This window comes from Methylobacterium sp. Leaf118 (assembly GCF_920984675.1).
GTDB lineage: Bacteria > Pseudomonadota > Alphaproteobacteria > Rhizobiales > Beijerinckiaceae > Methylobacterium.
Window position 1 is genome coordinate 1 of the sequence record NZ_CAKLBV010000017.1, and the last position, 26,512, is coordinate 26,512.

The following is a 26,512-nucleotide window of genomic DNA, read 5'->3' on the forward strand; positions in this document are numbered from 1 at the left end:
GGCCGCACTGCTGGCCGGGGCGCTCCATGCCGGGCGCCGCGCTTTCGCCGCCGCCGCGTCCGCGAGCGCTCCCGGCCTCGTCGCCCGCCTGACGGCGACCGGCCACGCCGCCACCGCGGCGCGGCTCACGGCGTTTGTGGGCGCGCAGGGCGTGGAGCAGGGCGCGGCCTTCGCCCGCGCCGCCCTCTGGATCGCCGCCATGGCGGAGGATGCCGGACCGGTCGAGACGGCGGCTTAGAGCGCTCGCCGCCGAAGCCGTGCTCATGGTTCGACGGGATGGGGCACGGCGCTCAAGCCTGCCGGCCCCGTGCCGGCCTGAGCAGAGAAGGCCGCCGATGGTCGGCATGATCCCTGAAATGATTCACCCATTGCATTGCGCGGACCAAGTTACGGTCTCGTAAACTCTGTCGCTCAACGATCATTTAGTCCGTATCGGCGATCGTCCTCCCAAGAATTTCACGGGATGCGGAAGGGGGCGCGTCGCGGTGTTGCCGGGATTTCCTCGCGGAAGCCGGCACCATCGCGCGTGGCCGGCCACCCGGGGGCCCGCGGACGATTCCTTCCGAAGCGGATCTGTCTCCCGGCGAGCCAGTCATCCCGTTTCGGCACGGAATCCAGGGGCACACCCCTTGCTGAACAGGTTCCACGTCGATCGGCCCGTCCCGCACCTCCGCAACGGGGGCAGAGCGGGGGACATTCAAGTTTTCGCGTAACCGAGGGACATGATGAAGACTGCACTCATCACCGGCATCACGGGTCAGGATGGCGCCTACCTGGCAGAGATGCTGCTCGCCCGCGGCTACCAGGTCCACGGCATCAAGCGGCGCTCGTCGAGCTTCAACACCGGCCGCATCGACCATCTCTACCAGGATCCGCACGATCAGGACGTGCGGCTCCATCTGCATTACGGCGACATGACCGATTCCGCCGCGCTCACCCGCATCGTCGCGGATGTCCGCCCGGACGAGATCTACAATCTCGCCGCCCAGTCGCATGTCGCGGTCAGTTTCGAGACGCCGGAATACACCGCCAACGCCGACGCGGTCGGCCCCTTGCGCATCCTCGAGGCCCTGCGCCAGCTCCGCCTCACCGACACCACCCGCTTCTATCAGGCCTCGACCTCGGAGCTGTACGGCCTCGTCCAGGCGGTGCCCCAGCGCGAGACGACCCCGTTCTATCCGCGCTCGCCCTACGGTGTGGCCAAGCTCTACGCCTACTGGATCACGGTGAACTACCGCGAGGCCTACGGCATCCACGCCTCCAACGGGATCCTGTTCAATCACGAGAGCCCGATCCGCGGCGAGACCTTCGTGACCCGCAAGATCACCCGCGCGGTCAGCCGCATCGAGACCGGCCAGCAGGACTGCCTGTGGATCGGCAACATCGACGCCCAGCGCGACTGGGGCCATGCCCGCGACTACGTCGAGGCGATGTGGCTGATGATGCAGCAGGACAAGCCCGACGACTACGTCATCGCCACCGGCGAGACCCGCACGGTGCGCCGCTTCATCGAGGCCGCCTTCGCCGAGGTCGATCGCGGGATCGTCTGGGAGGGCAAGGGCGTAGACGAGGTCGGCCGCGACGCCCGCACCGGCGACGCGCTGGTGCGCATCGACCCGCGCTTCTTCCGCCCGACCGAGGTCGACCTGCTGGTCGGCGACGGCACCAAGGCCCGCGAGGCCCTGGGCTGGACGCCCCGCACCACCTTCGACGAACTGGTGCGCGAGATGATGGCGGCCGATCTCGCGGAGGCCCGCTTCGAGGCCGAGGTGGCCCTGCGCCGCCCGCGTCCGCACGGCGCGCCCCTGCGCATCGCCGCCGAGTGAGCGCCGCCATGGGCTACGACCTCTCGGGCAAGCGGGTCTTCGTCGCGGGCGCCCGCGGCATGGCGGGGGCGGCGCTGGTGCGCCGCCTCGCGCGGGAGGGCTGCGAGGTTCTCGACCATGGCCGCGAGCGGGTGGACCTGCGCGACCTCGGCTCGGTCGAAGCCTATTTCGCGGATACGCGCCCGCAGGCGGTGTTCCACGCCGCTGGCACCGTCGGCGGCATCCTGGCCAACGACACCTATCCGGCGACCTTCCTCTACGACAACCTCGCCATGGCGACCAACGTGATCCACGCCGCCCAGACCCGCGGCGTGGAGAAGCTTCTCTATCTCGGCTCCTCGTGCATCTACCCGAAGCACGCGGCCCAGCCGATGACCGAGGACGCGCTGCTGACCGGCCCCCTGGAGCCGACCAACCAGTGGTACGCGGTCGCCAAGATCGCCGGGATCAAGCTATGCCAAGCCTATCGCCGGCAATACGGCAGCGACTTCGTCGCCGTGATGCCGACGAACCTCTACGGGCCGGGCGACAACTACCATCCCGAGAAGTCCCACGTGGCCGCGGCCCTGCTGCGCCGCTTCCACGAGGCCCGCGCCGCGGGGGCGCCCGCGGTGACGATCTGGGGCACGGGCAAACCCTGCCGCGAATTCCTGTTCGTCGATGACCTCGCCGATGCCTGCGTCTTCGCGATGCAGGCCTGGTCGGGCGAGGACATCCTCAATGTCGGGACCGGCGAGGACGTGACGATCGCGGACTTCGCCCGTACCGTCGCGCGGGTCGTCGGCTACGAGGGCGACCTCGCCTTCGACACCGACAAGCCGGACGGCACCCCGCGCAAGCTCCTCGACGTGTCGCGGCTGGCCGGCCTCGGCTGGCGGGCCCGCACCGGGCTCGAAGACGGGCTGCGGCTCGCCTATGCGGACTTCCTCACCGGCGGGGGGCGCAACCGGTGAGCCGCCGCGTCCTCATCGTTCACAACCGCTACCAGATCCGCGGCGGCGAGGATGCCGTCGTGGAGCGCGAGGCCGCGGCCCTCGCCCGGGCCGGCTGCACGGTGGAGACGCTGTTCTTCTCCAACGACGACATCCGGGGGCCGGTCGATCGCCTCCGCGTCGCGTTCGAGGCGCCGCATGCCCGGCGCGGCATCGCGCAGGTGGTCGAGGCGGTGCGCCGCTTCCGGCCCGACGTGGTCCACGCCCACAACACCTTTCCGCTGGTCTCCCCCGGCATGTTCGCGGCGGTGCGCGCCGAGGGCGTCGCCACGGTGCAGACGCTCCACAATTTCCGGCTCGCCTGCGCCGGCGCCCTGCTGATGCGCGACGGGAGCCCCTGCGAGACCTGCGTGACCGGCTCCGCCTATGCGGCGGTGCGCCACGGCTGCTACCGCGGCTCGCGGGTCGGCACCTTCGCGGTCGCCCGAATGATCGAACGGCATCGCCGGATCGGCACCTGGACCCGCGATGTCGACGCCTTCGTGGTGCTGACTCCGTTCGCCCGGGGCCGATTCGTCGCCGCGGGCCTCCCGCCCGAGCGCATCGTGGTGAAGCCCAACGGCCTGCCCGATCCCGGCCCGCCCTCGCAGGCGCCGCGTGACGGGATTCTGTTCGCCGGGCGGCTCAGCCGCGAAAAGGGCGTCGCGACCCTGAAGGCCGCGGCCGCCCAGCTCGGCCAGGCGATCGATGTGGCGGGCGAGGGCCCGCTGGGCGAAAACCTCGAGGGGGCGCCGTACCTGCGGCTCCTCGGTACGCTGCCCGGCGCCGAGGTCCAGGCCCGGATGGCCCGGGCCGCGGCGCTGGTCGTGCCCTCGCTCTGGTACGAGGGCCTGCCGATGGTCGTGGCCGAGGCCTTTGCCGCCGGAACGCCGGTCATCGCCTCGCGCATCGGGGCGCTGGCCGATCTGGTCGAGGACGGGGTGACGGGCCTCCTCGTGACGCCCGGCGATCCCGCCGATCTGGCGCGGGCCATGGAGCGGATCCTCGCCGATCCGGCTGCCGCCCGCCGCATGGGGCAGGCCGCCCGGGCCGCCTACCTGCGCGACTGGACGGAGGCGGCCACCACCACCTCGCTTCTGGCGATCTACCACCGGGCTCTCGCCGCGCGCCGGCCCGCCCCCACCCTTTCCACGTCCCCCGTCCTGGAACTCGCCCGATGAGCCACGATCCCGCGGTCGCCCGGTTCCGCCTCGCCGGAACCGGCATCTCCATCGTCGACATGAAGGGCCTGATCGGTTCGATCCGGCGGCGCCTCGATTCCGGGGTGACCCGGCCGGGCACCTTCGTGGTGTTCCGCGACGCCCACGGCATCGTCCGGGCGACGGAGGACGAGCGCCTGCTCGCCGCCCACGAGGCGGCGATGCTGGTCTGCCCGGACGGGCGCCCGCTCTACTGGCTCGGCCGCCTGCGCGGCGCCCGCGGGATCGGCCAGGTGCCCGGCATCGAATCGGTCGAGGCGGTCTGCCGGGCGGGTCTCGTCCCGGGCTGGCGCCACTATTTCCTCGGGGGCGGGGAGGGCGTCGCCGGGGCGCTCGCCAAGACGATGCAGGCGCGCCTGCCGGGGCTGAACGTCGTCGGCGTCGAGACGCCGCCGTTCCGCGCCCTCGACGCCGCCGAGACCGAAGCCATGCACGCGCGGATCCGGGCGTCGGGCGCGCAGATCCTCTGGATCGGCCTCGGGACGCCCAAGCAGGAGCTGTTCATGGCCGAGCACGCGCCGCACCTGCCCGGCACGGTGGCGATGGGGGTCGGCGCGGCCTTCGACGTGCTGACCGGCCGAGTGCCCCGCGCGCCGGTGGCGCTTCAGGTCACCGGCCTCGAATGGGCCTACCGCCTCCTGCGCGAGCCGCGGCGGCTCGCGGGCCGCTATCTCCACACGGTCCCGCGCTTCCTCGCCCTCGTCGCCGCCGAGCGCCGCCGCCGCCCCGCCGGGGCCGCCGAATAGGACGCGACGGACGGTCCCCCGCCGGCTCCGCCAGCGGCGGTCGAGGCGGCGGGCCGGATGTGCCGCGCTCCTTGCCGCGCCCCCGGATCGCCTCGGCGTGCCCGCCGCGGCGCGGGCGGACTTGCGCAGGCTCACGCGAACCGCTTCGCGCCCGCCACGCAGAGCACGACGAGGCTGGCGACCGCGATCATGGTCCAGGCGACCGGCTCGCCGAGGAGGAGGCTCGCCAGCGCCAACCCGAAGAAGGGCTGCAGCAGCTGCAACTGCCCGACCCGCGCGATGCCGCCGAGCGCCAGCCCGCGATACCAGAACACGAAGCCCACCAGCATGCTGAACACGGAGACGTAGGCGAGGCCCGCCCAGGCCGGCGCCCCGACGCCGCTCCACGAGGTCGGCCACGCCGCGAGGGCGAGGCCCGCCATCGCCGGCAAGGCGAGGAGCAGCGCCCAGGAGATGACCTGCCATCCGCCGAGCCGGCGCGACAGGCCGGCGCCCTCGGCATAGCCCAGGCCGCATAGCCCGATCGCCGCGACCATCAGGAGATCGCCCGTGGCCGTGCCGCCCTCGCTGCGGGCGAGCGCGAAGCCGGCCACCAGCGCGGCGCCGAGCACGGAGAACAGCCAGAAGCCCCGGCGCGGGCGCTCGCCCCCGCGCAGGACGGCGAAGAGCGCGGTCGCCAGCGGCAGCAGGCCGACGAAAACGACCGAGCGCGCGGCGGTGATGTGCTGGAGCGCCAGGGCCGTCAGCAGCGGGAAGCCGATCACCACCCCGAGGGCGACGGCGGCGAGCGATCCGAGATCCCGGGAGGCCGGCCGCTTCTGCCGGAGGGCCAGCAGCAGGGTCGCGCCGAGGAGCGCGGCGATCACCGCCCGGGCCGAGGTCAGGAACAGGGGCGTGAACCCGGCCACCGCCGCCCGCGTCGCCGGCAGCGACCCGCTGAAGATTAGGACGCCGAGGAAGCCCTGGCCCCAGCCGTCCCAGGACATGGATCTGCGCCGCATCGCCCGATCGCCTTGCTCCCGAGGCCCCTGCCTGCCCGTTCGGAGCCGGCGGCGACAGGCACGGCCCGTACGGTTTCGGCCGACCTGTACCGTCCGCCGGACCGGTACGGCGGGTCTGCGACGGCCTACAGCCGCAGCGCGCCCGCCGCGAGCGCCGCGTGCAGGTCCGGGTCGATCGGCCGATAGGCGCCATCGCGGTCGATATAGAGCGGATCGGCGATGCGGGCCGGGTCGAACCCTTCCTCGGCCAGCACCGCCTTCTTCTGCTTGAAGGTCTCGGTGTGGCCGAGATCCTCCGTGAGCCGGAGGAACAGCGGGCGGGCATAGGCCGGCAGCCGCTCCGCGAGGTCGGCATGGAGCCGCGCCACGTCGAAGCCGAGGCCGATGGTCAGCGCGGCCATGCCGGCGCGGCCGTCCGCGCCCGGCACGGCGACGCCGTAGACGCAGGCCTCGGCAACGCCGTCCGTGCGGGAGAGCGCCTCGGCGACCTCGGTCGTGGCGACGTTCTCGCCCTTCCAGCGGAAGGTGTCGCCGATCCGGTCGACGAAGTAGAAGTAGCCTTGCGCGTCGCGCCGCATCAGGTCGCCGGTCCGCATCCAGGCATCGCCCGGTTTCACCACGTCGCGCAGCACCTTGCGGGCGCTCTCGGCGTCGCTGGTATAGCCCTCGAACGTGTATTCGGCCTTGTCCGAGAGGCGGCCGAGCAACTCGCCCGCCTCGCCGAAGGCGGCCGGGATGCAGCGCCCCTCGGCATCGCGCAGCGGCAATCCGGTGGCCACGTCGTGTCGCACGATCAGCGCGGGCGAGCGCCGCGCCATGAAGCTCGGCACCCGGCCGACCGCGCCGACCTTGCCCTCGACGTTGTAGAGCGAGAGCGTGCCCTCGGTGGCTGCGTAGAATTCGAGGATGCGGGGCACCGCGAAGCGCTCCTGGAACCGCTCCCACACGTCCGGGCGCAGGCCGTTGCCGGTGCAGAGCCGCAGGCGATGCGCCCGCTCCTGCGGATCGGGGGGCGCGAGTGCGAGGTAGCGGCACAATTCGCCGATATACTGGAACAGGGTCGCGCCGCTCTCGGTCACGTCCGACCAGAACCGGCGCGCCGAGAACTTTTCGCGGATCACCACGGAGCCGCCGCCCAAAAGCACGCTGCCCGGCGCCACCACGCCGCCGACGCTGTGGTAGAGCGGCAGGCAATCGTACATGCGGTCGTCGGGGCCGGGATCGGCCAGGCCGGCGAACCAATGGGTCCACATCATGATGCGGTGGTGACTGACCCGCGCGGCCTTCGGCAGGCCGGTGGTGCCGGAGGTGTAGATCAGGAGCGCCGGGTCGCGCAGGCTGACCGCGGGCGCCTCGCCGGGCTCCAGCGGGTCGCCCGAATGGGCGGCGGCCTGCATGGCGAGGGACTCGTCCGCCCCCTCGCCCTGCCAGACCAGCACGGGGCGCTCCGGAAGATGGGGCAGGGCGCCGTCGAGGGCCTCGGCGAGGTCAGTTCCGGCAATGACGAGGCGGGGGGCGGCCACCGCGATGCAATGGGCGAGCCCGCGTTCGCGCAGGTTCGTGTTGAGCAGCGCCACCCGCACCCCGACCCGGCTCAGCCCGAGCCAGATCGCGAGGTAGTCCGGCCGGTTGCGCATCAGCAGCGCCACGGTGTCGCCCTTGGCGAGGCCGCGCGCGCGCGCCCAGCGGGCGTAGCGGTTGCGCCGGGCGGCGAACTCGCCGTGGCTCAGGGTCTCGTCGGTGCCGATCAGGGCCGGGGCGCCCGCCCGCTCGGCGGCGACCGCGTCGAGGACCAGCGGGAAGATGCGGCCCGGCTCCGCGTCGATCCGGGCGGTGCGCTCCAGGGCGCCGATCCAGCCGGCGGTCGCGGAGGCGCGGGGCGGCGGGGCCGGGACGGGAGTGGCGGGGGGCTGGAGCTGCATCACGAAGGTCGCCTTACGCGAGGGCCGAGACCGGCGCGGCCGCCGGACGATGGGCGCGGCGAGCCGCCACCTGGGTGAGCCAGTTGCGGAACAGACGGCTTGCTCCCTCCGGCCATTCCGCGGGGCGGGGCGGCGTCGCCTCCCGGTCGGGGAAGTCGGCATGGAGGGCGGGCGTCCGCTCGCGGAGCGCGCGCTCCGCGAAGGCCTGGAGCCGCGCCGCGGCCTCGGCGCCGTAATAATCTACAGGCAGACCCGGCAGGGTGTCGCGGCTCCCGTCGAGGAAGCGGCCCATGTCCCGGCGGTACTCGCGGGCCAGCGTGTCGGGCTCGTATTCGGGATGGCCCTGGAGGAACACCATCAGGCTACGGCCCTCCCGCACGAACAGGTCGACGCCGACCTGCTCCGAGCGGCGCAGCACCGTGTAGCCCCGGGCGGCGAGGTCGGCCTCGGGCAGGTCGTTCCAGCGCGAATGCGGCACCGGCATCACGGCCGGCATCCCGGCGAGGAGCGGGTGGACGGCGGTGGCGGCGCAGGCATAGACGCCCGAATGCTTGGCCGGCAGCGGCCGGCGCTCGATCCGGTCGAGATGCAGCACCGCAGCATGGGCCGCGAGGCAGGAGAACAGGGTCGAGACCGTGTGGGCGGCCGCCCAATCCACCACGGAGGCGAATTCCGCGTAATAGGGCTCATGGTCGAGGCGAGCGGCCTTCGGCTCGGCGCCGGTGATCACCAGGGCGTCGAGGCCGGCGGCCGCGAGCGCCGTGTGGGACGCGTAGCACCGGTCGAGATGAGCGCGGGCCAGCGGCCCCCGCGGCACCGCGTCGAGGCTGAAGAAGCGCAGCTCGGCCTCCGGGCCGATCAGCCGCCGGAACTGCCGCTCCGTCTGGACGAGGGCGGTGTCCGGCATGTTGTTGAGGAGGCCGATCCGCAGGCGGGGCGCGGGCGTGCCCGGCTGGGACCGGGGCGCCAGGATGGATTCGGAGAGGCCCGGCTCGCCGTAGGACGTGCCTGAAACGCCGTGTTCCAGCATGGGACTCTCTCCTCTCGATCGGGGGCGGGGATGTTCCGGGGGCGCCCGGCGGCTCAGGCCGCGAGCGCCAGCGGCCGGGCGGCGGCGAGCGCCTGGTCGAGATCGGCGACGATGTCGTCGACATGCTCGATGCCGACGCTGATCCGGATGGTCTCGGGCAGCACGCCCGCGACCCGCTGCTCGTCCGGCGTCATCTGGCGGTGGGTGGTCGAGGCCGGATGGCAGGCCAGGGACTTGACGTCGCCGATGTTGACGAGCCGCTTCACCAGCTTGAGTGCGTCGTAGAAGGTCTTGCCGGCCTCGAACCCGCCCTTCACCCCGAAGGTCAGCAGCGAGGAGCCCTCGCCGCCGAGGTACTTCTTCGCCATCGCGTGGTTTGGGCTGTCGGGGAAGCCGGCGTAATTGACCCATTCGACGCCCGGATGCGCGCGCAGATACTCGGCGACCTTGCGGGCGTTGGCGACGTGGCGCTCGACACGCAGCGCCACCGTCTCGATGCCCTGGAGCAGCAGGAAGGCGGAGAGCGCCGGCAGCACCGCGCCCGTGGTGCGCTGATAGACGCTGCGGGCCCGGGCCGCGAAGGCGCTTCGGCCGAAATGCTCGGCGTAGACGAGCCCGTGATAGGACACGTCCGGCGTCGTGAACATCGGGAAGCGGTCGCCGTGGGCGGCCCAGTCGAAATTGCCCGAATCGACCACGATGCCGCCCAGCGTGGTGCCGTGGCCGCCCATGAACTTGGTCAGCGAGGCGATGACGATGTCGGCCCCGTAATCGATCGGGCGCAGCAGGATCGGGGTCGGGACGGTGTTGTCGACGACGAGGGGCACGCCGTGGGCGTGGGCGACACGGGCCAGAGCTTCGATGTCGCAAATATTGCCGGCGGGGTTGCCGATCGATTCGCAGTAGACCGCCCGGGTCTGGTCGTCGATCAACGCGGCGATGTCTTCGGGCCGGTCGCTCGCGGCGAAGCGGGTGGTGATGCCCTGGCGCGGCAGGACGTGGGCGAGCAGGGTATGGGTGGTGCCGTAGAGCTGGGGCACGCAGACGATGTTGCCGCCATGGTCGGCCAGCGTCGCGATGGCGTAATGCAGGGCCGCCTGCCCCGTGGCGACGGCGAGCGCCGCGTGGCCGCCCTCGAGATCGGCGACCCGCCGCTCCAGCACGGCCACCGTCGGGTTGGCGATGCGGCTGTAGCGGTAGCCTTCCTCCTCCAGATTGAACAGGGCGGCCCCGTGATCGGCGCTGTCGAAGGCGTAGGCGACGCTCTGGTAGATCGGCACAGCGACGGCATGGGTGGTCGGATCGTGCTCGAAGCCGGCGTGAACCGCGATCGTTTCGCTGCGCATTGCGTGGGTCGTCCCTGGACCGGAGGGTCGGCGGGCCTGCCGCAAGGCCGGGACCACGCCAGATCGTGCCGAAACGACACGGGATCCGCGGCGTTCGACGAGACCCGGAGCCTCGCGGCACCCGGTTGATTTTCCCGGAAGATCAGGGAGATGGGCGGCCCAGGCCGGGGCGGCGGCGCCAGTTTCGCTCCGCATGGTTGCGGAATTCTACGTAGATGCCGCGTCTCGAAAAGACCCAGCCGTATCGTTTCGGATGGATTACACTACAGCCAAGTCACGTTTCGGCCGCATTTACAATCCTCGACGCATTGTCGTTAGCCATACGTCGAACACCACCTTGCGGACGTCAGACAAGTGTGGTGGTGCTTGGCTCGGGGCGCCTCCGGAGTGGTCCTGGACGCCCGACGACCGGCAGTGAGGAAGACGTGTCTACCACCGCGATGATTCCGTCCGTGACGACCGGTGATCTGCGGCCGGCTCCGATCGAGCCGAGCTGGGTTCACGAGGGGATGCCCGTGGCGCGCAACACCATGCTGTCGCGCAGCGACGATCGCCTGGCTTGGACCCTGGTCTGGGATTGCACCGCCGGCAAGTTCGAGTGGCACTACGATATCGACGAGACGATCCACTTTCTCGAAGGTTCGGCCACGATCAGCGACGGCATCTCGCCGGCCAAGACCTTCGTTGCGGGCGATGTGCTCTTCATTCCCCGCGGGGCGGTCTGCCACTGGCATGTCGAGAGCTACGTCCGGAAGGTGGCCTTCTGCCGCCAGACCCAGCCGAAATACCTCGCGCTGGCGCTCCGGGCCTTCGCCAAGGTGAAGAAGATGCTGCGGCGCAAGTCCTCGCCGTCAGTCGGCGGCGGTCTGCTCGAAGCGGCCTGATCCGCGCCTCCGAGAGCCTCTGCGCCTCCGAGAGCTGTGGGGCCGCCCAGCGGCCCCGCCCATTCCCTCCCTCTAGGCTCCCGCCATGACGACGCCCGTGACCGACACGACGCCCGAGACCGATACCTGGACCTTCTTCGAGGGCGCGTGGCATCCCGGGAACGTGCGGATCATGGGGCCCCGCACCCACGGTTCCTGGCTCGGCTCGACGGTGTTCGACGGAGCCCGCGCCTTCGAGGGCGTCACCCCCGACCTCGACCTGCATCTCGCCCGCGTCAACCGCTCGGCCACCGCCCTCGGTCTCGCGCCGAAGCTCTCGGTCGCGCAGTGGAGCGATCTCGTCGCCCAGGGGCTCGCCCGCTTCGCCCCCGATGCCGAACTCTACATCCGGCCGATGTACTGGGCCGAGAGCGGGTTTGCCGGCGGCGTGCGCTTCGATCCGGCCTCCACCAACTGGTGCCTGTCGATCTACCACGCACCGATGCCGCTGCCGTCGGGCGTGCGCGCCACCCTCTCCCCCTTCCGGCGGCCCTCCAACGAGGTCGCCCCGGTCGAGGCCAAGGCGGGCTGCCTCTACCCGAACGGCGCCCGCGCGCTCACGGAGGCGCTCGGACGCGGCTTCGCCAATTGCCTGATGCTCGACGGGCTCGGCAACGTCGCCGAATTCGCCAACGCCAACGCGTTCCTGGCCCGCGACGGCGTGGTCTATACCCCGGTCCCCAACGGCGTCTTCCTGGCCGGCATCACCCGGGCCCGGGTCATCGCGCTCCTGCGCGGCGCGGGCGTCGAAGTGGTGGAGAAGACCCTGCGCTACGACGATTTCCTCGGCGCCGACGAGGTGTTCACCGCGGGCAACTTCGCCAAGGTGGCGCCGGTCACGGGGCTCGACGAGGTGCGGTTCGAGCCGGGGCCGATGTTCCGCCTGGCGCGCCAGCTCTACTGGGACTTCGCGCACGGGCGGCTGGCTTAGGCCCTCCGCGTCGTCCTCTCCCTTCGGCGGGAGAGGTGTGCGCCCGAAGCGGGGCCGGAGAGGGGGAGCGACGGTGCCGGAGGCGGCGCCTGTCGCCCGCCTCTCGATGCGTTTGGGCGCCTCGCTCCGGAGATCCCGCTCCCGCCGGGAGCGTCCGGCTTGGGACGCGGCCCGCGGATCCCGGGGGCGCTCCGGGATCCGCGGGACCGCGGTGTCCCCTTACCGACCCGCCAGCGCCTTCTCGCGGATCGTGGTCAGCGTCGCGCCGGGCGTGATCGCGTCGACGGCGATCTTCACATGGATGATCGAAGGCAGGCCCGCGGCGAGCGCCGCGTCGAGGGCGGCGGGAAAGTCCTCGGTCCGCTCCACCGTGAAGCCGGCCCCGCCGAAGGCGCGGGCGTAAGCCGCGAAGTCCGGGTTCACGAGGTCGGTGGCGCAGACCCGGCCCGGAAAGTCCCGCTCCTGATGCATCCGGATGGTGCCGTAGCTGGCATTGTCGGCGACGATGCAGACGATGTTGAGCCCGTACTGCACGGCGGTCGCGAATTCCTGGCCGTTCATCAGGAAGTCGCCGTCGCCGTTGAGCGAGATCACCGTCCGTTCCGGATGGAGACGCTTCATCGCCACCGCCGCCGGCACGCCGTAGCCCATCGAGCCGGAGGTCGGCGCCATGTGGGTGGACAGCCGCCGGAAGCGGTAGAAGCGGTGGATCCAGGCGGCGTAGTTGCCCGCGCCGTTGCACAGGATCGCGTCGGACGGCAGCGCGTCGCGCAGCTGGATCATCACCTCGCCGAAATTCACCGTGCCGGGCTGGGGCGTCGCCGTCTCGCTCCAGGCGAGGTATTCGCCATGGGCCTCCCGCGTCCCCTCGGACCAGGGCGTGGCGGAAGGTGCAGGCAGCCGCGCCAGCGCCGCCGCCATCCGGGTCGGGGCGGCGTTGATCGCCAGATGCGGGACGTAGACGCGGCCGAGCTCCTCCGGTCCGGGATGGATGTGGACGAGCCGGGTGCGCGGCCCCGGGATGTCGAGGAGCGCGTACATCTGGCTCGCGACCTCGCCGAGGCGTCCGCCGAGCACGATCAGCAGGTCGGCGGCCTTCACCCGGGCGACGAGCTTGGCGTTGGCGGCCAAGCCCAGATCGCCCGCGTAGTTCGGGTGCAGCGGGTCGAACAGCGGCAGGCGGCGGTAGCTCGTCGCCACCGGCAGGTCGAAGGCTTCCGCGAAGGCGCGGATGTCGGCATAGGCGCGCTCGTCCCAGCGGCTGCCGCCGAGGACCAGGAACGGGGCCTGCGCCTCGGCCAGCAGCGCGCCCAGCCGCGCGAGATCCTCGGCGCCCGGGGCGGCCTCGACCGGCACGAAGGCCGGGGCGGCGGGGCCGGGCACGGGGTCCTTCAGCATGTCCTTGGGCAGCGCCATCACCACCGGGCCGGGCCGGCCGCCGCAGGCGGTGTGGAAGGCGCGGGAGACGTATTCGGGCATGCGGGCCCCGGTCTCGACCTCGGTCGCCCATTTGCAGATCGGCCCGAAGGCGGCGCGGTAATCGATCTCCTGCCACGCCTCGCGGTCGCGCAAGCCCCGCTCGATCTGGCCGACGAACAGGATCATCGGCGTCGAGTCCTGCTGGGCGATGTGGATGCCGGCGGAGGCGTTGGTGGCGCCGGGCCCGCGGGTGACGAAGCAGATGCCCGGCCGGCCGGTGGCCTTGCCGTGGGCCTCCGCCATCATCGCGGCGCCTCCCTCCTGGCGGCAGACGGTGATCCGGATGCCGGATTCGTGCAGCGCGTCGAGCACCGGCAGGTAGCTCTCGCCCGGCACCGCGAAGACGTGCTCGACGCCGTTGGCGACGAGCTGGTCCACCAGCGCCTGCGCCGCGGTGCGGGGCTTCGGGGTCAGACTCTCCTGGGACATCGCGCGAACCTCGGTCTGGGCGGCGGGCGCCCGGGGATCTGTCCCGGTTCGGGACCGAAACCCCCGCCCGACCCCGGATCGTGCCGCGGACGGACAGTTTTCGGCCGCGCGCGCCGGGCCCTGCATTTGCAGCGGGAGCTGCGTGTACGGGATCGGACATAGACGCCAACCGATAACGTCCGGTTTCGAGCCGGGCGGAGGCGGGTCGCCTCCGGACCGGACACGCACGAAGTCCCGCTCTTTCGGATGGTCGACGCCATGGTTGCGTACCGGAGTTCCTTTGCGACGCAGGTCCGGCCCGCGGCGCCCGAAGGCGCCATGAGCCTCGCGCCCGATGTCCCGCCCCCGCCGGTCGCCGACGGGGCCCTCCTGAAACAGGCGATGCGCCGCCTCGTCGGCGGGGTGGTGATCGTCACCGCGGGCAGCGGCGAGGACCGCGTCGGGTTGACTGCCACCTCCGCGGTGTCCCTCTCGGTCGATCCGCCCACCATGCTGGTCTGCGTCAACCGCGCCTCGTCGAGCTGGCCGGTCATCGCCCGGCGCCAGCATTTCTGCGTCAGCATCCTCGGGGCCGGGCAGCAATCCGTGGCGGAGCGCTTCGCCGGAATCGGCGGCCTGCGCGGCCCGGCCCGCTATCTCGGCGCGGACTGGACCACCATGGCCTCCGGCGCCGCGGGCCTCACCCAGGCGCAGGCCATCATCGATTGCGACCTCGAAGAGGTCATCGAGCGGCACAGCCACGCCATCCTGCTCGGCGCCGTGCGCGAGGTGCGCCTGCACGGCGAGGCCGCCGGCGCCCTGGTCTATGGCGGCGGCGGCTTCATCGAGCTGTCGCCCCCGTGACGGGCGCCGGAAGTGGTAAGATTGACCGATAGTTTATGCCAATCTCTGATTAACTAACTAAATGTTTAATAAAACGAATCGGATTGATCCTGAAATCAGGAAGAGTATTTATCGGGACAATGATTGTATTAGCCCAGCAGGGCGACCAGCCCGCTCAACTCAGATCGGAAAGGTACGGAAGACGATGTCGGCGACGGTGATGGAGAGCGTGGCGAGCCGGACGATGGGCCTCGCCTACGAGATCGCGGGGCGGCACGCGATCAAGCCGGCCTTCGGACCCGGCGACGCCCTGGTCGATGTCGGCCTGTCGTCCCTCGACCTCGTGAACCTGATGATCGCCGTCGAGTCGGAGTTCGACATCATGATCCCGCCCTCGGCGCTGACGCCGAAGAACTTCTACTCGATCGAGACCATCGCCCGGATGGTCGAGACCGTGTGCTCGGCCCCGTCGGCCTGATCCCGTCCTTCGCGCAACACGGCCGGCGCGACCGGCTTCAGATCCTCGGAGCCAAGCCATGACCATTCAGCCGATGTCCGTCCCGCCCGAAGCGGCCACCGCGACCGATCTCGCCGCCCGCGCGGCGGCGGTGGCGGCGGTCGCCGCCCTCCATGCCGAGGCGGTCGACCGCGACGGCCGCTTCCCGGCCGAGGCGGTCGCCGCGCTGAAGTCGCAGCGCCTGCTCGGGGCCGCGGTGCCGATCGAGCTGGGCGGGGAGGGCGCCTCGATCCGGGCGCTCGCCGACATCTGCTACGCCCTCGGCCGTGCCTGCGCCTCGACGGCGATGATCTACGCCATGCACCAGACCAAGATCGCCTGCCTGATCCGGCACGGCCGGGACGGCGCGTGGCGCGACGGCCTGATCCGCCGCATCGCCGACGAGCAGCTGCTCATGGCCTCCTCGACGACCGAGGGCCAGGGCGGTGGCAATGTCCGCGCCTCCTCCGCCGCGATCGAGGGCGATGGCGAGAGCGTGAGCCTGGAGCGGGCCGCCACCGTGATCTCCTACGGCGCCCAGGCCGACGGCGTCGTCACCGTCGCCCGCCGCAACGCGGAGGCCGCCGCCTCCGACCAGGTGCTCTGCGTGTTCCTCAAGGAGGACTACACCCTGGAGCGCCTGAGCGGCTGGGAGACGCTCGGCATGCGCGGCACCTGCAGCAGCGGCTTCCGCCTGGTGGCGCGCGGCCGGCCCGAGCAGGTGCTCGCCACCCGCTACGGCGATGTCCACAACCAGACCATGACCCCGGTCTCCCATATCCTGTGGTCGAGCGCCTGGGCCGGCATCGCCGCCTCGGCGGTCGATCGCGCCCAGGCCTTCACCCGCACGGCGATGCGGGGCGCGGGCGGCGTCGCCCCGCCCGGCGCGCTGCACTACGCCCGCGCCGTCTCCAGCCTGAAACAGGCCCGCGCGCTGATCGTCCAGGGGCTCGACCGGTTCGAGGCCGCGGGCGACGACGCCTCGGCGCTGGCCGCCCTCGATTTCCAGACCGCGATCACGATGCTCAAGGTCGAGGTCTCGGAACTCGCGGTCGCCGCCGTGTCGAGCGCGCTCCGGGCCAACGGGCTCGCCGGCTACCGCCAGGACGGCGATTTCAGCGTCGGCCGGGCCCTGCGCGACATCCTCTCGGCGCCGATCATGATCCACAACGACCGCATCATGGCCAACCTCGCCACCGCCACCCTGATGTCCCCGGTCGCCGCCTCGCTGAGCGCCTGACGCCGGCCCCGCCTCCCCGATCCTTCGCCCGCCCTCGCCTGAGAGACTGCCCCCATGAACATGCCCGTCAAGAACGTGCCGGCCGCCCCCCCCGCGACCGATCCCCTCGACTCCCTGTTCGACGCGATGTTCAAGCCCATGAACGCGCAGGGCGTCTACGCCCGCACCGGCGCCTACGAGTCGGTGGTCGAGGCGCTGGCCGCCTTCATCTCGTCGCGCCGCGACGAGGGCACGGAGGTGTTCCGCTTCCCGCCGGTGATGAGCCGCGCCCATCTCGAGCGCCACGGCTACCTCAAGAGTTTTCCGAATCTCCTGGGCTGCGTCTCCTGCCTCGAAGGCTCGGAGACTGACATCCGCGCCTACGCCGACCGGCATCTTTCCGGCGGCGACTGGACCGAAGGCCTCGAGACCGCCGACCTCGTGCTGACGCCGGCCGCCTGCTACCCGGTCTACCCGATCGCCGCCGCCCGCGGCGCCGTGCCGGAGGCCGGCTACCGCTTCGACGTCGCCTGCGACTGCTTCCGCCGCGAGCCCTCGCGCCATCTCGACCGGCTGCAATCCTTCCGGATGCGCGAATACGTCCGCATCGGCACGCCCGAGCAGATCGTCGCCTTCCGCGAGGCCTGGATCGAGACCGCCACCGCCATGGCCGACGAACTCGGCCTGACCTACACGGTCGAGACCGCGAGCGACCCGTTCTTCGGCCGGCTCGGCCAGATCATGGCCTTCAGCCAGCTGGAGCAGGCGTTGAAGTTCGAGCTACTGATCCCCCTGCGCGGGGCGGCGGCCGGCACCGCCTGCATGAGCTTCAACTATCACCGCGAGCATTTCGGCACGACCTGGGGCCTCAACCTCGCCGACGGCGAGCCGGCCCATACGGGCTGCGTCGCCTTCGGCATGGACCGTCTGGCGGTGGCGATGTTCGCGACCCACGGCGAGTCCATCGCGGATTGGCCGGCCGCCATCCGCGCCACGCTGAAGCTCTGATCCCAAGGTGTAATCCCACGACCGGAGCCGCCGCGATGGCCCTCGACCCGCATGTCAGCCGCTTCCTCGACATGATGGCGCTCGGGGCCTCGGGCGGCATCGATCTCGCCGCCCGTCGCGCGGGCCTGCGCGGGCTCGCCCGCCTGGCCGCCGCCGGCGCCCCGGCGGGAGGGATCTCGGTCCGCGATCTCACCATGCCGGGCCCCGGCGGCGCCCTCGCGCTTCGCCTTTACGCGCCGGAGGGCGCGGCCCCCGGTCCCGGTCTCGTCTTCCTGCACGGCGGCGGCCTCGTCACCGGCGATCTCGACACCCACGATGCGATGTGCCGGACCCTGGCCGAGTCCGGCGCGATGCGCGTGGTCGCGGTCGCCTACCGACTCGCTCCCGAGCATCCCTTCCCGGCCCCCCTCGACGACGCCCTCGCGGCGACACGCTGGGTGGCCGCGCAGGCGGACGATCTCGGCATCGATCCGGTCCGCCTCGCCGTCGGCGGGGAATCGGCCGGGGCGGGGCTCGCCGCCCGGGTCTGCCAGGAGATGCGGGAGGCCGGCCGGACCCTGGCCGCGCAGCTCCTGATCTGCCCGGTTCTCGATGTCCACGGTGCCGGCGCCTCGCGCCGGGATTTCGCCCGGGGCTACTTCCTCGACGAGGCGACGATCCAGACCGACCTCGCCGCCTGCGGTCCCGAAGCGCGGCCGGAGCCCCGGTTCTGCCCGCTGCGGGAGACGGATCTGGCCGGGCTCCCGCCGGCCCGCATCCATACCGCCGAGTACGACCCGGTGCGCGACGACGGCGAGACCTATGCGGCGCGCCTCGCGCAGGCCGGCGTGCCGGTCGTCCAGGCCCGCCATGCCGGCATGATCCACTTCTTTTACGGTCTCGGGCGCCTCGTTCCCCGCGCCCGGCCGATCCTCTCGGAGATCGCCCGCGACTTCTCGGAGTTGCTGCGCGCCCCCGCCCCGACCGCCTGATCCGCCCTCTCGTTCCCCGGAGTCTCCCATGTCCCTGCGTTCCACCGTCCACGCCGAGATCGCCGCCATCGCCGCCGAGCAGGAGAAGCGGATGCCGCCGATCACCGACGATCTCGTGATGCTCGACACCGAGTTCGACTCGCTCTGCTTCGCCCTCCTGGTCGCCCGGATGGAGGACCTGACCGGGGCCGACCCGTTCTCCGAGATGGAGGCCGAGGACCTGCCCGTGACGGTCGGCGACCTCGTCGCCCTCTACGACCGCGCCGCGGCCAAGCAGGCGGCCTGACCGTCATGATCCTGCGCGAGAGACTTCTGGCGGCGGGCGGGCTCGACGGCCTGTTCCTGTCCGACCACCGCGAGCGAAGAGACCTCGCGGGGATCGTCCACGGCCCGCGCGACGCCGCGGCGAGCGAGAGGCTCTCCGGCAAGCGCGTGCTGCTCGCGGTCGGCGGGCAGATGGCGGCGGCCCGGGCCATGCTGGCCCTCGACGGTCTCATCTCGCGGCTCGCCCTGGTGCCCCCCGGCCTCGCCCCGGAGCACATCGCGCGGATCGCCGCCGATTCCGAGGCCGAGATCGTCGTGTTCGATGCCGAGGGGTTGCCCGACGACGCCCTGCCGGGCCTGCCCCGTATCGACGCCGAGGCCGCCAGCGCGGCCGGGGCGGAGACCGGGCGGGAGACCGAATGGGCGCTCGCCACCTCGGGCACCACCGGCGCCCCGAAGCTCGTCGCCCACACCCTCGAAGGCTTGGCCGGCGGCATCAACACGGCCGCCGCGCCGGAGCCCGGCACGGTCTGGTCGACCTTCTACGACATTCGCCGCTACGGCGGCCTTCAGGTCTTCCTGCGGGCGATGCTGGCCCCGACCTCGCTGGTGCTCTCCGACAGGCACGAGCCGGTGCGCGACTATCTCGTCCGGGCCGGCGGCGCGGGCGTCACCCACATCCTCGGCACGCCCTCGCACTGGCGCCTCGCCCTGATGAGCGCGGCGCTCGACCGGCTCTCGCCCCGCTACGTGCGGCTGTCCGGCGAGATCGCCGACCAGACCGTGCTCGACCTCCTGCGGGCGGCCTTCCCGCAGGCCCGCATGGCCCATGCCTACGCCTCGACCGAGGGCGGCGTCGGCTTCACCGTCGAGGACGGGCGCGAGGGCTTCCCGGCCGCGCTGATCGGCACCCGCGCCGGGATCGAGATCGCGGTCCGCGACGACGCCCTCTACGTGCGCTCGCGGCGGACCGGACGGCGCTATCTCGGGGGGACGACGGAGCCTCTGATGGCCGAGGACGGGTTCGTCGATACCGGCGACCTCGTCGAGCGGCGGGGCGAGCGCTACCACTTCCTCGGCCGACGCAGCGGCGTCATCAATGTCGGCGGCGCCAAGGTGCAGCCCGAAGAGGTCGAGGCCGTCGTCAACCTGCATCCGGGCGTGTCGATGTCCCGGGTGCGGGCCCGGCCGAACCCCATCCTCGGCGCCGTCGTCGAGGCCGAGGTGGTGCTGCGGGCCGGCACCGACGCCGCCGACCCGGCCGCGCTGAAGAAGGCGATCATCGCCCATTGCCGCCCGCGTCTCAGCCAGCACAAGGTGCCGGCGAGCGTGCGCTTCGTCGACAACCTGCCGCTCACCTCGGGCGGCAAGCTGGTGCGGAGGGTGCCGTGACCGATCTCAGGGAAGGCCGTCTCGTCGTCGTGACGGGCGCGAGCCGGGGCCTCGGCCTCGCCATGGCCTCGACGCTCGCCGCAGAAGGGTTTCGCGTGGTCGCCCTGGCGCGGCGCCCGAGCGAGGCGCTGGAGGCGGCCTGCGAGACCGCCCCGTTCGGCGCGATCCAGTTCCTGGCCGCCGATCTCGGGCAGCTCGAGGCGCTCCAGCCCCTCGTCCAGCGGATCAAGGCGGAGCACGGGCCGATCTACGGCCTCGTCAACAACGCCGCGCTCGGCACGCCGGGTCTGCTCGCCACCATGTCGGCGGCCAAGATCGGCGAACTCGTCCACCTCAACACCATCGCCCCGATGGTGCTGACCAAGTACGTGGCCCGCGGCATGATGACGGCGGGCGCCGGGCGCATCGTCAATGTCAGCTCGATCATCGCCTTCACGGGCTATAACGCGCTGTCGGTCTATGCCGCTACCAAGGCCTCGATGATCGGCTTCACCCGCTCCTTCGCCCGCGAGGTCGGACGCCTCGGGGTGACGGTGAACGCCGTGGCCCCGGGCTTCATCGAGACGGCCCTCACGGAAGGGATGGACGAGGCCGAGCGGAGCCGCGTCGCCAACCGCAGTGCGCTCAAGCGCCTGGCCGAACCGCAGGACGTGGCGGACGCCGTCGCCTACCTGATGTCCGACAAGGCCCGCAACATCACCGGCACGGTCCTGACGATCGACGCCGGCAGCACGGCCTGACTCTGTTCCGACCCGCCGTCTCCCCCCGCGCGGCGCATCGCAGGATGCGTCTCGGGGCGGGATGACCGGGAATGGCCCGGCCTGCCTTCACCGAACCCTCATCCTTCCCGACCAACCTGACTCCCGATCCGAACGGATGCGGTTGCGCCTCCGCCCCGGGCCCCAGTCCAGCGAGGCTCCGAGAGTGTCGCCGATGTACGCCCTGCACGATGCCGCCGAAGCGCCGGCGGCGATGCCCGCGGCCCCCAACCCCGCCGTCCCCAACCCCGCCGCCCCCAAGCCCGAGCGCGCGAAGGTTCGCTGCCGCACCATCGAGGAGCACGACCTCGATGCCGTGATCGGCCTGCTGCGGACCGGGTTCTCGGACCGCTCGGAGGCCTATTGGCGCACGGGTTTCGCCCGCCACCGGGCGCAAAGCCTGCCGGATGGCGTGCCGCGCTACGGCTACCTGCTCGAGCGGGACGGCGAGGCGGTGGGCGTGCTGCTGGCCCTCTACCGGGCCGTCGAGGCGGAAGGCGGCACCCATTGGCGCTGCAATCTGTCGAGCTGGTACGTGAAGCCGGAATTCCGCTCCCTCGGCACGCTGCTCGACGGCTTCGCCATGCGCGACAAGGCGGTGACCTACGTCAACGTCTCGCCCGCGCCCCAGACCTGGGCGATGCACAAGGCGCGCGGCTTCAAATCGATCTGCGCCGGCCAGATGCTGTCCCTGCCCCTGCTCGGGCGCCACCGCGGCCGGGTCCGGGCCGCCTCGCCCGAGACCCTGGAGCTCCTTCCCGAGGCGGAGGCCCGCCTCGTCGCCGACCACGTCTCCTATGGTTGCCTCGGCCTCGTCTGGTCGGACGGGGCGGAGGCCGGGGCGCTGCTGTTCCAGCGCCGCGCCCTCAAGCTTCTGCCGGGGCGTCTCGCCCGGCTGCGCCTGCCGGGCCTCCAGCTTGTCTACCGCTCGCCGACTCTCGACCTGACCGCCTGCCTCGGGGCGGTCGGCCGTTATCTCCTCCTGCGCCACGCCATGCCGTGGTTCGTCCTCGACGCCCTCGCCCGCCCGCCCGGAATCGCCGGCCGCTACTTCCCGGGCCGCGCCCCGAAATTCGCCCGCGGCCCCAACCCGCCCGCGGCGGGCGATCTGGCCTATACCGAGATCGTCCTGTTCGGGGCCTGATCCCCAGCGCCGGCCGGAGGCCCTGCCCATGCCGCCGACCGATCGCCGCCGCTTCGGCCTCGTCCTCCTGGCGGCGGGCCTCGCCGGACGGGCTCGGGCGGAGGCTCCCCGTCCGATCGTCGCCTGGGGCGACAGCCTGACCTTCGGCACCGGCGCGCGCACGGAGGCCGGGCGCTATCCCGCCGCCCTCGGCCGGGCCTTCGCCCCGCCCCGGCCGGTCCGCAATGCCGGCGTGGGCGGCGAGTCGAGCACGCAGATCGCGGCGCGGATGCTCGCCGACGCCGCGTCCCGCGACGCGGTCGCCGTGATCTGGGCCGGACGCAACAATTACGACGATGCCGCGCGGGTCCAGGCGGATATCCGGGCCATGGTGGCCTCTTTGCGCAGCGGATGCGCCCTCGTCCTGTCGATCCTCAACGCCGACGTGCCGGAGGAATACCGGGGCGCGCCCGGCCACCGGGCGATCCTGGCACTCAACGCGGCCTTGCTGGCCGAGCATGGCAGGCGCTTCCTCGACATCCGCGGCCATCTCGTGGCCCGGGGCCTCGCGGCGGCCGGGCTCACGCCCTCACTGCTCGACCGGGCCGACATCGCCCGCGACGTGCCGCCCCGCGCCCTGCGGGCGGACCACATCCATCTCAACCAGGCGGGCCAGGCCGCCGTCGCCGCGGCGGTGCACGGAGCGCTCCTCGCCCGCTCCTGGTGACGGCCCGCGCCGTCCGCCCGCGCGACGGAGCGGGCGATCGCGGGGCTCACTCCGCCGGGGCCTGGACGGCCATCGGTCGCCCGGCGGCATGGCCCGCCGGCGCGTCGGCGCCCGGCGCGTCGAGCCGGCGCCGCATCCGCCCGAACGGGCGTTCGACGAAGCGGTGCATCAGCGCGGCGTAGGCGAGGGTCAGAGCGAGGCCGAGCCCCCCTTGAACGAGGTGGGAGGCGGTGAAGCCGGCCACGACCTCGATCATCGCCGCGTGGACGAGGTAGATCGTGTAGGAATAAAGGCCGATCCGGGTCAGCGGCGGCGTCGAGAGCAGGCGGGCCGCCCACCCGACGGGTCCCTCCGCCGGAGGCTGGAGCAGCGCGGCGAACAGCACGAACAGGGCGCCGCCCTGGACGGTGTAGCGCAGGGTCTGCCGGAAGGTCTCGTCGCGGATCAGCACCGTGGCCGCCAGCACCGCGAGGGCCGCCGCCGCCTGGCCCGAGCCGGGGCGGTAGGCGGCCGTCCCGTCGAGCAGCGGGTTGCGCCACAGGGCGAGGCCGCATCCGAACAGGATCGAATCGGCGCGGGTATGGGTCCAGATGTAGATGTCGGAGGCATCCGGCAGGGTCATCACCGCGGCGACCCGGAACGCCAGCACGGCGAGGCAGGCCGCGAGGCAGAGCGCGGCCAGCCGGGCCGCCGTGACGCGGCCGAGGGCGAACAGGAAGGCGAGGGGGAAGAGCAGATAGAAATGCTCCTCCACGGCGAGCGACCAGAGCGGCAGGGGCAGGCCGAGGGTGATGTCGCCGCCGAGGACGCCGACATAATTCGCCGCGAAGGCGGCCTGCATCAGCACCACGGCGGCATCGTAGGGCCCCTTGAGGAGGCCCAGTGCATAGAGCAGCCCGGCAAACAGAAGGGTCAGGTAGAGCGGCGGGAAGATGCGGAAGACGCGCCGCAGGTAGAAGTGCCGGAGGCTGATGCCGCCGGTGTTGAGCGCCTCGACCCGCAGCAGCGTGGTGATGAGGTAGCCGCTCAGGAAGAAGAAGATCGTGACGCCGAGCCCGCCCGGCACGACGTGGCCGAGGCCCGCATGGGACAGGAACACGAGGCCGACCGCCAGCGCCCGGAGGCCGTCGAGCTGCGGCAGGTGCGGCATGGCCGCCTTGGGGGGAAGGGAGGCGGGGCTCATGCCGGCGTCCTGCTGGTCGAGGGGGCCGCCGCGGGTCCGAGGAGGCCGAGGCGGGGCCGGAGATGGCGGTCGATCCGGCGGCGCAGCGCCGCGCGCAAGCCCGGCTCGATCCAGCCCGAGACCGCGAGCGCCGCCGCCACCGAGGCTGCGATGCCCAAAGTGAGGCCCATGGCGGGATCGGTGCCGAGGGCCAGGGCCGCCCGCATGGCCAGGACGCCGACGAAGGTGTGGAGCAGGTAGAGCGGGTAGGTCGACAGGCCGAGCGCGCGCAGCGCCGGGGCGCCCCGGCCGAGCCCGCGCAGCAGCGCCGCGTTGAAGCGCACCGAGAGCAGGAACAGGCCGAGGAAGCCGAGATAGATCGCCACCGGCACGAGGAGCGGGGTCAGGGCGGTCGGATCGAGGCCCAGGCTGTTCCGGGTGAAGCGCGCGTCGTAGCCGATCTGGCACAGGGAGCCGGCGAGGCACAGGCCGGCCACGAGAAGGCGACGGCCGGTCCAGCCGCCGCCGGCCGCGGCCCAGAACACGACCCCGAGGGCGAATTCGCAGCCATGGGTGACGAGGAGGAGCTTGGCGATCCGGGTGCTGATCAGCACGTCGAGGCCGGGCAGGAGCGGGCTCGCGGCGAGGCACCAGGCGAGCGCGCTGGCGAGGCCGAGGGCGGCCACCGCGGGCTCGAGCCGGTCGGCCCGGCCGATCGCCAGCAGGGCGAAGACGAAGGCGTAGAAGCTGATCTCGATCCCGAGCGTCCAGTACACGCCGTCGATCCAGCGGGGCGCCGGGAACAGCACCAGGGTGCGCAGGTAGCGCCCGAGCAGCTCGGTGGCGCCCTCCGGAGCGAAGCCGAGGGCCAGGACGAAGGACAGGCTCGCGCAGAACCACGCGCAGGGCATCAGGCGCAGGAACCGATTCTCCAGGAACCGGCCCGGGGCGGCGCTCGCCGCCGTGTAGGCGATGACGAATCCCGAGATGACGAAGAAGATCGGCACGCCGATCCAGCCCGCGGCGCTGAGGGGCAGGAGGCCCGGATAGGCGACCGGCGTGGCCAGCAGCGCCGCCGCCTCGCTCGAGGGCACCAGCCAGGAGGTGCAGGCGAGATGGTAGAGCATCACGAGGCCGGCGGCCGCGAAGCGCAGGGCGTCGAGCCCGGCGACTTGACCAAGACCTTGACCAAGGCTCTGTCCGGCGCCGTGTCCGCCGGCCTGGGGGGGAGACTTCACCGGACGACTCCGCGGGGCTGGGGGACGCGCCCCGTCCAGGCCGCCGTGGCGAGCGGGTCGGCGACCCGGTAGCTGCGGCACAGCACGAACAGGCAGTAGAACTGGAAGATCGCCGACATCCGGTTATGCGCCAGGAAGAGGAAGCCGGTGGCGCTGTTCAAGATGAACACGAGCAGGATCGCCGAGAGCAGGTAGGCGCAGCGGCGCTCCAGGCTCGGATGGGCGAAGATGCCCGCCGAGACGAACAGCAGGATGAGGTAGAAGACACCGCCGACGATCCCGAGCCCGACCAGGATGTCGAGGAAGGAATTGTGGAAATCGGGCGTGAAGAAGTACAGTTCGCGCTCCCACACCGTCCAGGCCATGGAGAACGGGTCGGTGTTGAAGAAGCTGAGATAGCCGTAGCCGAACAGCGGCCGCTCCTTGATGGCGTCCATGGCATAGGGCCAGAAGGTGCTCCGCCCGGTGAAGTCGGCGCTGCGTCCGAGCGCCGTGGCGATCTCGCCGACGCCGATGAAGGGCAGGCTGAGCGCCACCAGGATCGACAGGACGCTGGCCGTGCCGAAGATGACGAGGCCGAGACGCGGCATCAGGCGCGCCGCCGTCAGCGCCAGGGCGGCCACCAGCGTGCCGCTCACCGAGGCCATGGAGTTGGCCAGGATCAGGCCGAGCGTCAGGATGCCCAGCGCCGGCCAGCGCAGGATGCGGGGGCTGTTGCCGGGCAGGAACAGCAGGACCAGGATGGCGATGGAGGCCGACATGCCGTGGACGGTCTTGTTGGCGTAGGCGCCGAACAGCTCTCCGGTCATCAGCAGGCCCGGCCGGTTGATGTCGGTGCGCACGGTGTCGGGTGTGACGACGACCAGCGCCAGCGAGATCCCCACCAGCACCACGTTGGTCCAGGCGAAGATGCGCAGGAACCGCGCCGGGTGGACGATCGAGGCCAGGGCCGCGGCGATCACGATGTTCAGGACGAGCATGCCCGCCGGCACCAGCGAGGCCCAGGGATTGGCCGACCACGCCGCGGACAGCAGGATGTAGCCGGCCAGCGGCGTCACCCCGAGCAGGCACAGATCGAGCCCGTTGCGCAGGAAGTCGCGCAAAACCACCCATCCGGACACGGCATAGAGCAGCAGCCAGAGTCCGACATAGAGGACGTTGCCCCGGTTCGACGGGACATGGGACTTGGCGTTGCCCAACTCGTCGCTGCCGCCCGCGAAGGTCGCGTAGAAGGCGTTCACGCACATCAGCACGGCGAAGACGACGAACAGCACCCGCCACGGGATACGGCCCGTGGGCGCGCCCACGGTCGATGCGGCCGGCACGCTGGCGGGGAGTGGGAAGGTCGCCTCGCTCATGGCGGAACGCTCGGCAGCAAGCTCGGGACGGGATGTTCGGATCGGTCGTGTCGAGAGCCGTGCCCCCATCACGCTGAGACGGGAGCGCGGCTCTCGGTCGTTGCTTGAGAGCGCTCTCCTGGGCCGAACCGACGTCCGGTTCGGCGGAGA

Annotated in this window: 24 protein-coding genes and 1 pseudogene; 17 read left to right on the forward strand and 8 right to left on the reverse strand. The window is 72.0% G+C overall.

The features are described from left to right. The 5 genes and pseudogenes from LW587_RS09530 to LW587_RS09550 form a co-directional block, all read left to right on the forward strand. Nucleotides 1-238 (forward strand): annotated as a pseudogene (locus LW587_RS09530) (hypothetical protein); the annotation flags it as partial. Between the two features lie 484 nt (nt 239-722). Next, nucleotides 723-1,826, forward strand: a complete 1,104-nt coding sequence (gmd, locus tag LW587_RS09535) for a GDP-mannose 4,6-dehydratase (RefSeq protein WP_232629354.1) — start codon at nt 723-725, stop codon at nt 1,824-1,826. Between the two features lie 8 nt (nt 1,827-1,834). Beyond that, nucleotides 1,835-2,779, forward strand: a complete 945-nt coding sequence (locus tag LW587_RS09540; RefSeq protein ID WP_232629355.1) for a GDP-L-fucose synthase family protein — start codon at nt 1,835-1,837, stop codon at nt 2,777-2,779. Continuing rightward, the gene (locus tag LW587_RS09545) at nt 2,776-3,978 is read left to right on the forward strand and encodes a glycosyltransferase (RefSeq protein WP_232629356.1); all 1,203 of its coding nucleotides are present in this window, start codon (nt 2,776-2,778) and stop codon (nt 3,976-3,978) included. The genes LW587_RS09540 and LW587_RS09545 overlap by 4 nt, the downstream gene beginning before the upstream one ends. Further along, nucleotides 3,975-4,763, forward strand: coding sequence for a WecB/TagA/CpsF family glycosyltransferase (locus LW587_RS09550; protein ID WP_232629357.1), 789 nt, complete (start codon nt 3,975-3,977; stop codon nt 4,761-4,763). The genes LW587_RS09545 and LW587_RS09550 overlap by 4 nt, the downstream gene beginning before the upstream one ends. A 131-nt stretch (nt 4,764-4,894) precedes the next feature. Here the strand turns inward: LW587_RS09550 and LW587_RS09555 are convergent, their stop codons facing one another. From LW587_RS09555 to LW587_RS09570, 4 genes are all read right to left on the reverse strand, one after another. Then, complete coding sequence (locus tag LW587_RS09555; protein ID WP_232629358.1) at nt 4,895-5,764, reverse strand: DMT family transporter; 870 nt, start codon at nt 5,762-5,764, stop codon at nt 4,895-4,897. Nucleotides 5,765-5,889: 125 nt separating this feature from the next. Continuing rightward, nucleotides 5,890-7,686 (reverse strand): long-chain-acyl-CoA synthetase, encoded by a 1,797-nt coding sequence (locus LW587_RS09560; protein ID WP_232629359.1) that lies wholly within the window; start codon nt 7,684-7,686, stop codon nt 5,890-5,892. A gap of 13 nt (nt 7,687-7,699) precedes the next feature. Further along, a complete protein-coding gene (gene metA, locus LW587_RS09565) occupies nt 7,700-8,716 on the reverse strand; it encodes a homoserine O-succinyltransferase MetA (protein WP_232629360.1) in 1,017 nt (338 codons plus the stop codon). Between the two features lie 53 nt (nt 8,717-8,769). Then, complete coding sequence (locus LW587_RS09570; RefSeq protein ID WP_232629361.1) at nt 8,770-10,062, reverse strand: O-acetylhomoserine aminocarboxypropyltransferase/cysteine synthase family protein; 1,293 nt, start codon at nt 10,060-10,062, stop codon at nt 8,770-8,772. A gap of 440 nt (nt 10,063-10,502) precedes the next feature. On the opposite strand from LW587_RS09570, the gene LW587_RS09575 reads away from it, so the two are divergent. Beyond that, nucleotides 10,503-10,946, forward strand: coding sequence for a cupin domain-containing protein (locus LW587_RS09575; protein ID WP_232629434.1), 444 nt, complete (start codon nt 10,503-10,505; stop codon nt 10,944-10,946). An 85-nt stretch (nt 10,947-11,031) separates the two neighbouring features. Next, entirely contained in the window at nt 11,032-11,916 is an 885-nt protein-coding gene (locus tag LW587_RS09580; protein ID WP_232629362.1) for a branched-chain amino acid aminotransferase, read from the forward strand. Between the two features lie 219 nt (nt 11,917-12,135). On the opposite strand, the gene LW587_RS09585 is transcribed toward LW587_RS09580, so the two are convergent. Then, a complete protein-coding gene (locus LW587_RS09585) occupies nt 12,136-13,824 on the reverse strand; it encodes a thiamine pyrophosphate-binding protein (RefSeq protein ID WP_232629363.1) in 1,689 nt (562 codons plus the stop codon). 318 nt (nt 13,825-14,142) lie between these two features. Between LW587_RS09585 and LW587_RS09590 the strand changes: the two genes are divergently transcribed. From LW587_RS09590 to LW587_RS09635, 10 genes are all read left to right on the forward strand, one after another. Next, the gene (locus tag LW587_RS09590; RefSeq protein WP_232629364.1) at nt 14,143-14,667 is read left to right on the forward strand and encodes a flavin reductase family protein; all 525 of its coding nucleotides are present in this window, start codon (nt 14,143-14,145) and stop codon (nt 14,665-14,667) included. Between the two features lie 184 nt (nt 14,668-14,851). Further along, nucleotides 14,852-15,124 carry a phosphopantetheine-binding protein gene (locus LW587_RS09595; RefSeq protein WP_232629365.1) on the forward strand — a complete coding sequence of 91 codons (273 nt, stop codon included), beginning with the start codon at nt 14,852-14,854 and terminating at the stop codon, nt 15,122-15,124. Nucleotides 15,125-15,182: 58 nt separating this feature from the next. Next, nucleotides 15,183-16,382, forward strand: a complete 1,200-nt coding sequence (locus tag LW587_RS09600) for an acyl-CoA dehydrogenase family protein (RefSeq protein WP_232629366.1) — start codon at nt 15,183-15,185, stop codon at nt 16,380-16,382. A gap of 54 nt (nt 16,383-16,436) precedes the next feature. Further along, nucleotides 16,437-17,369 carry an amino acid--[acyl-carrier-protein] ligase gene (locus tag LW587_RS09605; protein WP_232629367.1) on the forward strand — a complete coding sequence of 311 codons (933 nt, stop codon included), beginning with the start codon at nt 16,437-16,439 and terminating at the stop codon, nt 17,367-17,369. Between the two features lie 35 nt (nt 17,370-17,404). Next, nucleotides 17,405-18,340 (forward strand): alpha/beta hydrolase, encoded by a 936-nt coding sequence (locus tag LW587_RS09610; RefSeq protein ID WP_232629368.1) that lies wholly within the window; start codon nt 17,405-17,407, stop codon nt 18,338-18,340. 28 nt (nt 18,341-18,368) lie between these two features. Continuing rightward, on the forward strand, nt 18,369-18,626 hold the full coding sequence (locus tag LW587_RS09615; protein WP_232629369.1) for an acyl carrier protein: 258 nt from the start codon (nt 18,369-18,371) through the stop codon (nt 18,624-18,626). A 5-nt stretch (nt 18,627-18,631) separates the two neighbouring features. Further along, a complete protein-coding gene (locus tag LW587_RS09620; protein ID WP_232629370.1) occupies nt 18,632-19,996 on the forward strand; it encodes a class I adenylate-forming enzyme family protein in 1,365 nt (454 codons plus the stop codon). Further along, nucleotides 19,993-20,736, forward strand: a complete 744-nt coding sequence (locus tag LW587_RS09625; protein WP_269780322.1) for an SDR family NAD(P)-dependent oxidoreductase — start codon at nt 19,993-19,995, stop codon at nt 20,734-20,736. The genes LW587_RS09620 and LW587_RS09625 overlap by 4 nt, the downstream gene beginning before the upstream one ends. 193 nt (nt 20,737-20,929) lie before the next feature. Further along, entirely contained in the window at nt 20,930-21,898 is a 969-nt protein-coding gene (locus LW587_RS09630) for a hypothetical protein (protein WP_232629371.1), read from the forward strand. A gap of 28 nt (nt 21,899-21,926) precedes the next feature. Then, nucleotides 21,927-22,604, forward strand: a complete 678-nt coding sequence (locus LW587_RS09635; protein WP_232629372.1) for an SGNH/GDSL hydrolase family protein — start codon at nt 21,927-21,929, stop codon at nt 22,602-22,604. A 46-nt stretch (nt 22,605-22,650) separates the two neighbouring features. On the opposite strand, the gene LW587_RS09640 is transcribed toward LW587_RS09635, so the two are convergent. Genes LW587_RS09640 through LW587_RS09650 form a run of 3 tightly spaced genes read right to left on the reverse strand, consistent with a single transcriptional unit; the run spans nt 22,651 to nt 26,362 of the window. Next, complete coding sequence (locus LW587_RS09640) at nt 22,651-23,787, reverse strand: acyltransferase family protein (protein WP_232629373.1); 1,137 nt, start codon at nt 23,785-23,787, stop codon at nt 22,651-22,653. Next, the gene (locus tag LW587_RS09645) at nt 23,784-25,004 is read right to left on the reverse strand and encodes an acyltransferase family protein (RefSeq protein ID WP_232629374.1); all 1,221 of its coding nucleotides are present in this window, start codon (nt 25,002-25,004) and stop codon (nt 23,784-23,786) included. Before LW587_RS09645 ends, LW587_RS09640 begins: the two co-directional genes overlap by 4 nt. Further along, a complete protein-coding gene (locus LW587_RS09650) occupies nt 25,001-26,362 on the reverse strand; it encodes an O-antigen ligase family protein (protein WP_232629375.1) in 1,362 nt (453 codons plus the stop codon). Before LW587_RS09650 ends, LW587_RS09645 begins: the two co-directional genes overlap by 4 nt. Between the last annotated feature and the right edge of the window lie 150 nt (nt 26,363-26,512).

Coding starts and splice junctions, on each gene's coding strand:
- gmd (WP_232629354.1), top strand. CDS start 723: ATGATGAAGACTGCACTCATCACCGGCATCACGGGTCAGGATGGCGCC.
- LW587_RS09540 (WP_232629355.1), top strand. CDS start 1,835: ATGGGCTACGACCTCTCGGGCAAGCGGGTCTTCGTCGCGGGCGCCCGC.
- LW587_RS09550 (WP_232629357.1), top strand. CDS start 3,975: ATGAGCCACGATCCCGCGGTCGCCCGGTTCCGCCTCGCCGGAACCGGC.
- LW587_RS09555 (WP_232629358.1), bottom strand. CDS start 5,764: ATGCGGCGCAGATCCATGTCCTGGGACGGCTGGGGCCAGGGCTTCCTC.
- LW587_RS09560 (WP_232629359.1), bottom strand. CDS start 7,686: ATGCAGCTCCAGCCCCCCGCCACTCCCGTCCCGGCCCCGCCGCCCCGC.
- metA (WP_232629360.1), bottom strand. CDS start 8,716: ATGCTGGAACACGGCGTTTCAGGCACGTCCTACGGCGAGCCGGGCCTC.
- LW587_RS09570 (WP_232629361.1), bottom strand. CDS start 10,062: ATGCGCAGCGAAACGATCGCGGTTCACGCCGGCTTCGAGCACGATCCG.
- LW587_RS09575 (WP_232629434.1), top strand. CDS start 10,503: ATGATTCCGTCCGTGACGACCGGTGATCTGCGGCCGGCTCCGATCGAG.
- LW587_RS09580 (WP_232629362.1), top strand. CDS start 11,032: ATGACGACGCCCGTGACCGACACGACGCCCGAGACCGATACCTGGACC.
- LW587_RS09585 (WP_232629363.1), bottom strand. CDS start 13,824: ATGTCCCAGGAGAGTCTGACCCCGAAGCCCCGCACCGCGGCGCAGGCG.
- LW587_RS09590 (WP_232629364.1), top strand. CDS start 14,143: ATGAGCCTCGCGCCCGATGTCCCGCCCCCGCCGGTCGCCGACGGGGCC.
- LW587_RS09595 (WP_232629365.1), top strand. CDS start 14,852: ATGTCGGCGACGGTGATGGAGAGCGTGGCGAGCCGGACGATGGGCCTC.
- LW587_RS09600 (WP_232629366.1), top strand. CDS start 15,183: ATGACCATTCAGCCGATGTCCGTCCCGCCCGAAGCGGCCACCGCGACC.
- LW587_RS09605 (WP_232629367.1), top strand. CDS start 16,437: ATGAACATGCCCGTCAAGAACGTGCCGGCCGCCCCCCCCGCGACCGAT.
- LW587_RS09610 (WP_232629368.1), top strand. CDS start 17,405: ATGGCCCTCGACCCGCATGTCAGCCGCTTCCTCGACATGATGGCGCTC.
- LW587_RS09615 (WP_232629369.1), top strand. CDS start 18,369: ATGTCCCTGCGTTCCACCGTCCACGCCGAGATCGCCGCCATCGCCGCC.
- LW587_RS09620 (WP_232629370.1), top strand. CDS start 18,632: ATGATCCTGCGCGAGAGACTTCTGGCGGCGGGCGGGCTCGACGGCCTG.
- LW587_RS09630 (WP_232629371.1), top strand. CDS start 20,930: ATGTACGCCCTGCACGATGCCGCCGAAGCGCCGGCGGCGATGCCCGCG.
- LW587_RS09635 (WP_232629372.1), top strand. CDS start 21,927: ATGCCGCCGACCGATCGCCGCCGCTTCGGCCTCGTCCTCCTGGCGGCG.
- LW587_RS09640 (WP_232629373.1), bottom strand. CDS start 23,787: ATGAGCCCCGCCTCCCTTCCCCCCAAGGCGGCCATGCCGCACCTGCCG.
- LW587_RS09650 (WP_232629375.1), bottom strand. CDS start 26,362: ATGAGCGAGGCGACCTTCCCACTCCCCGCCAGCGTGCCGGCCGCATCG.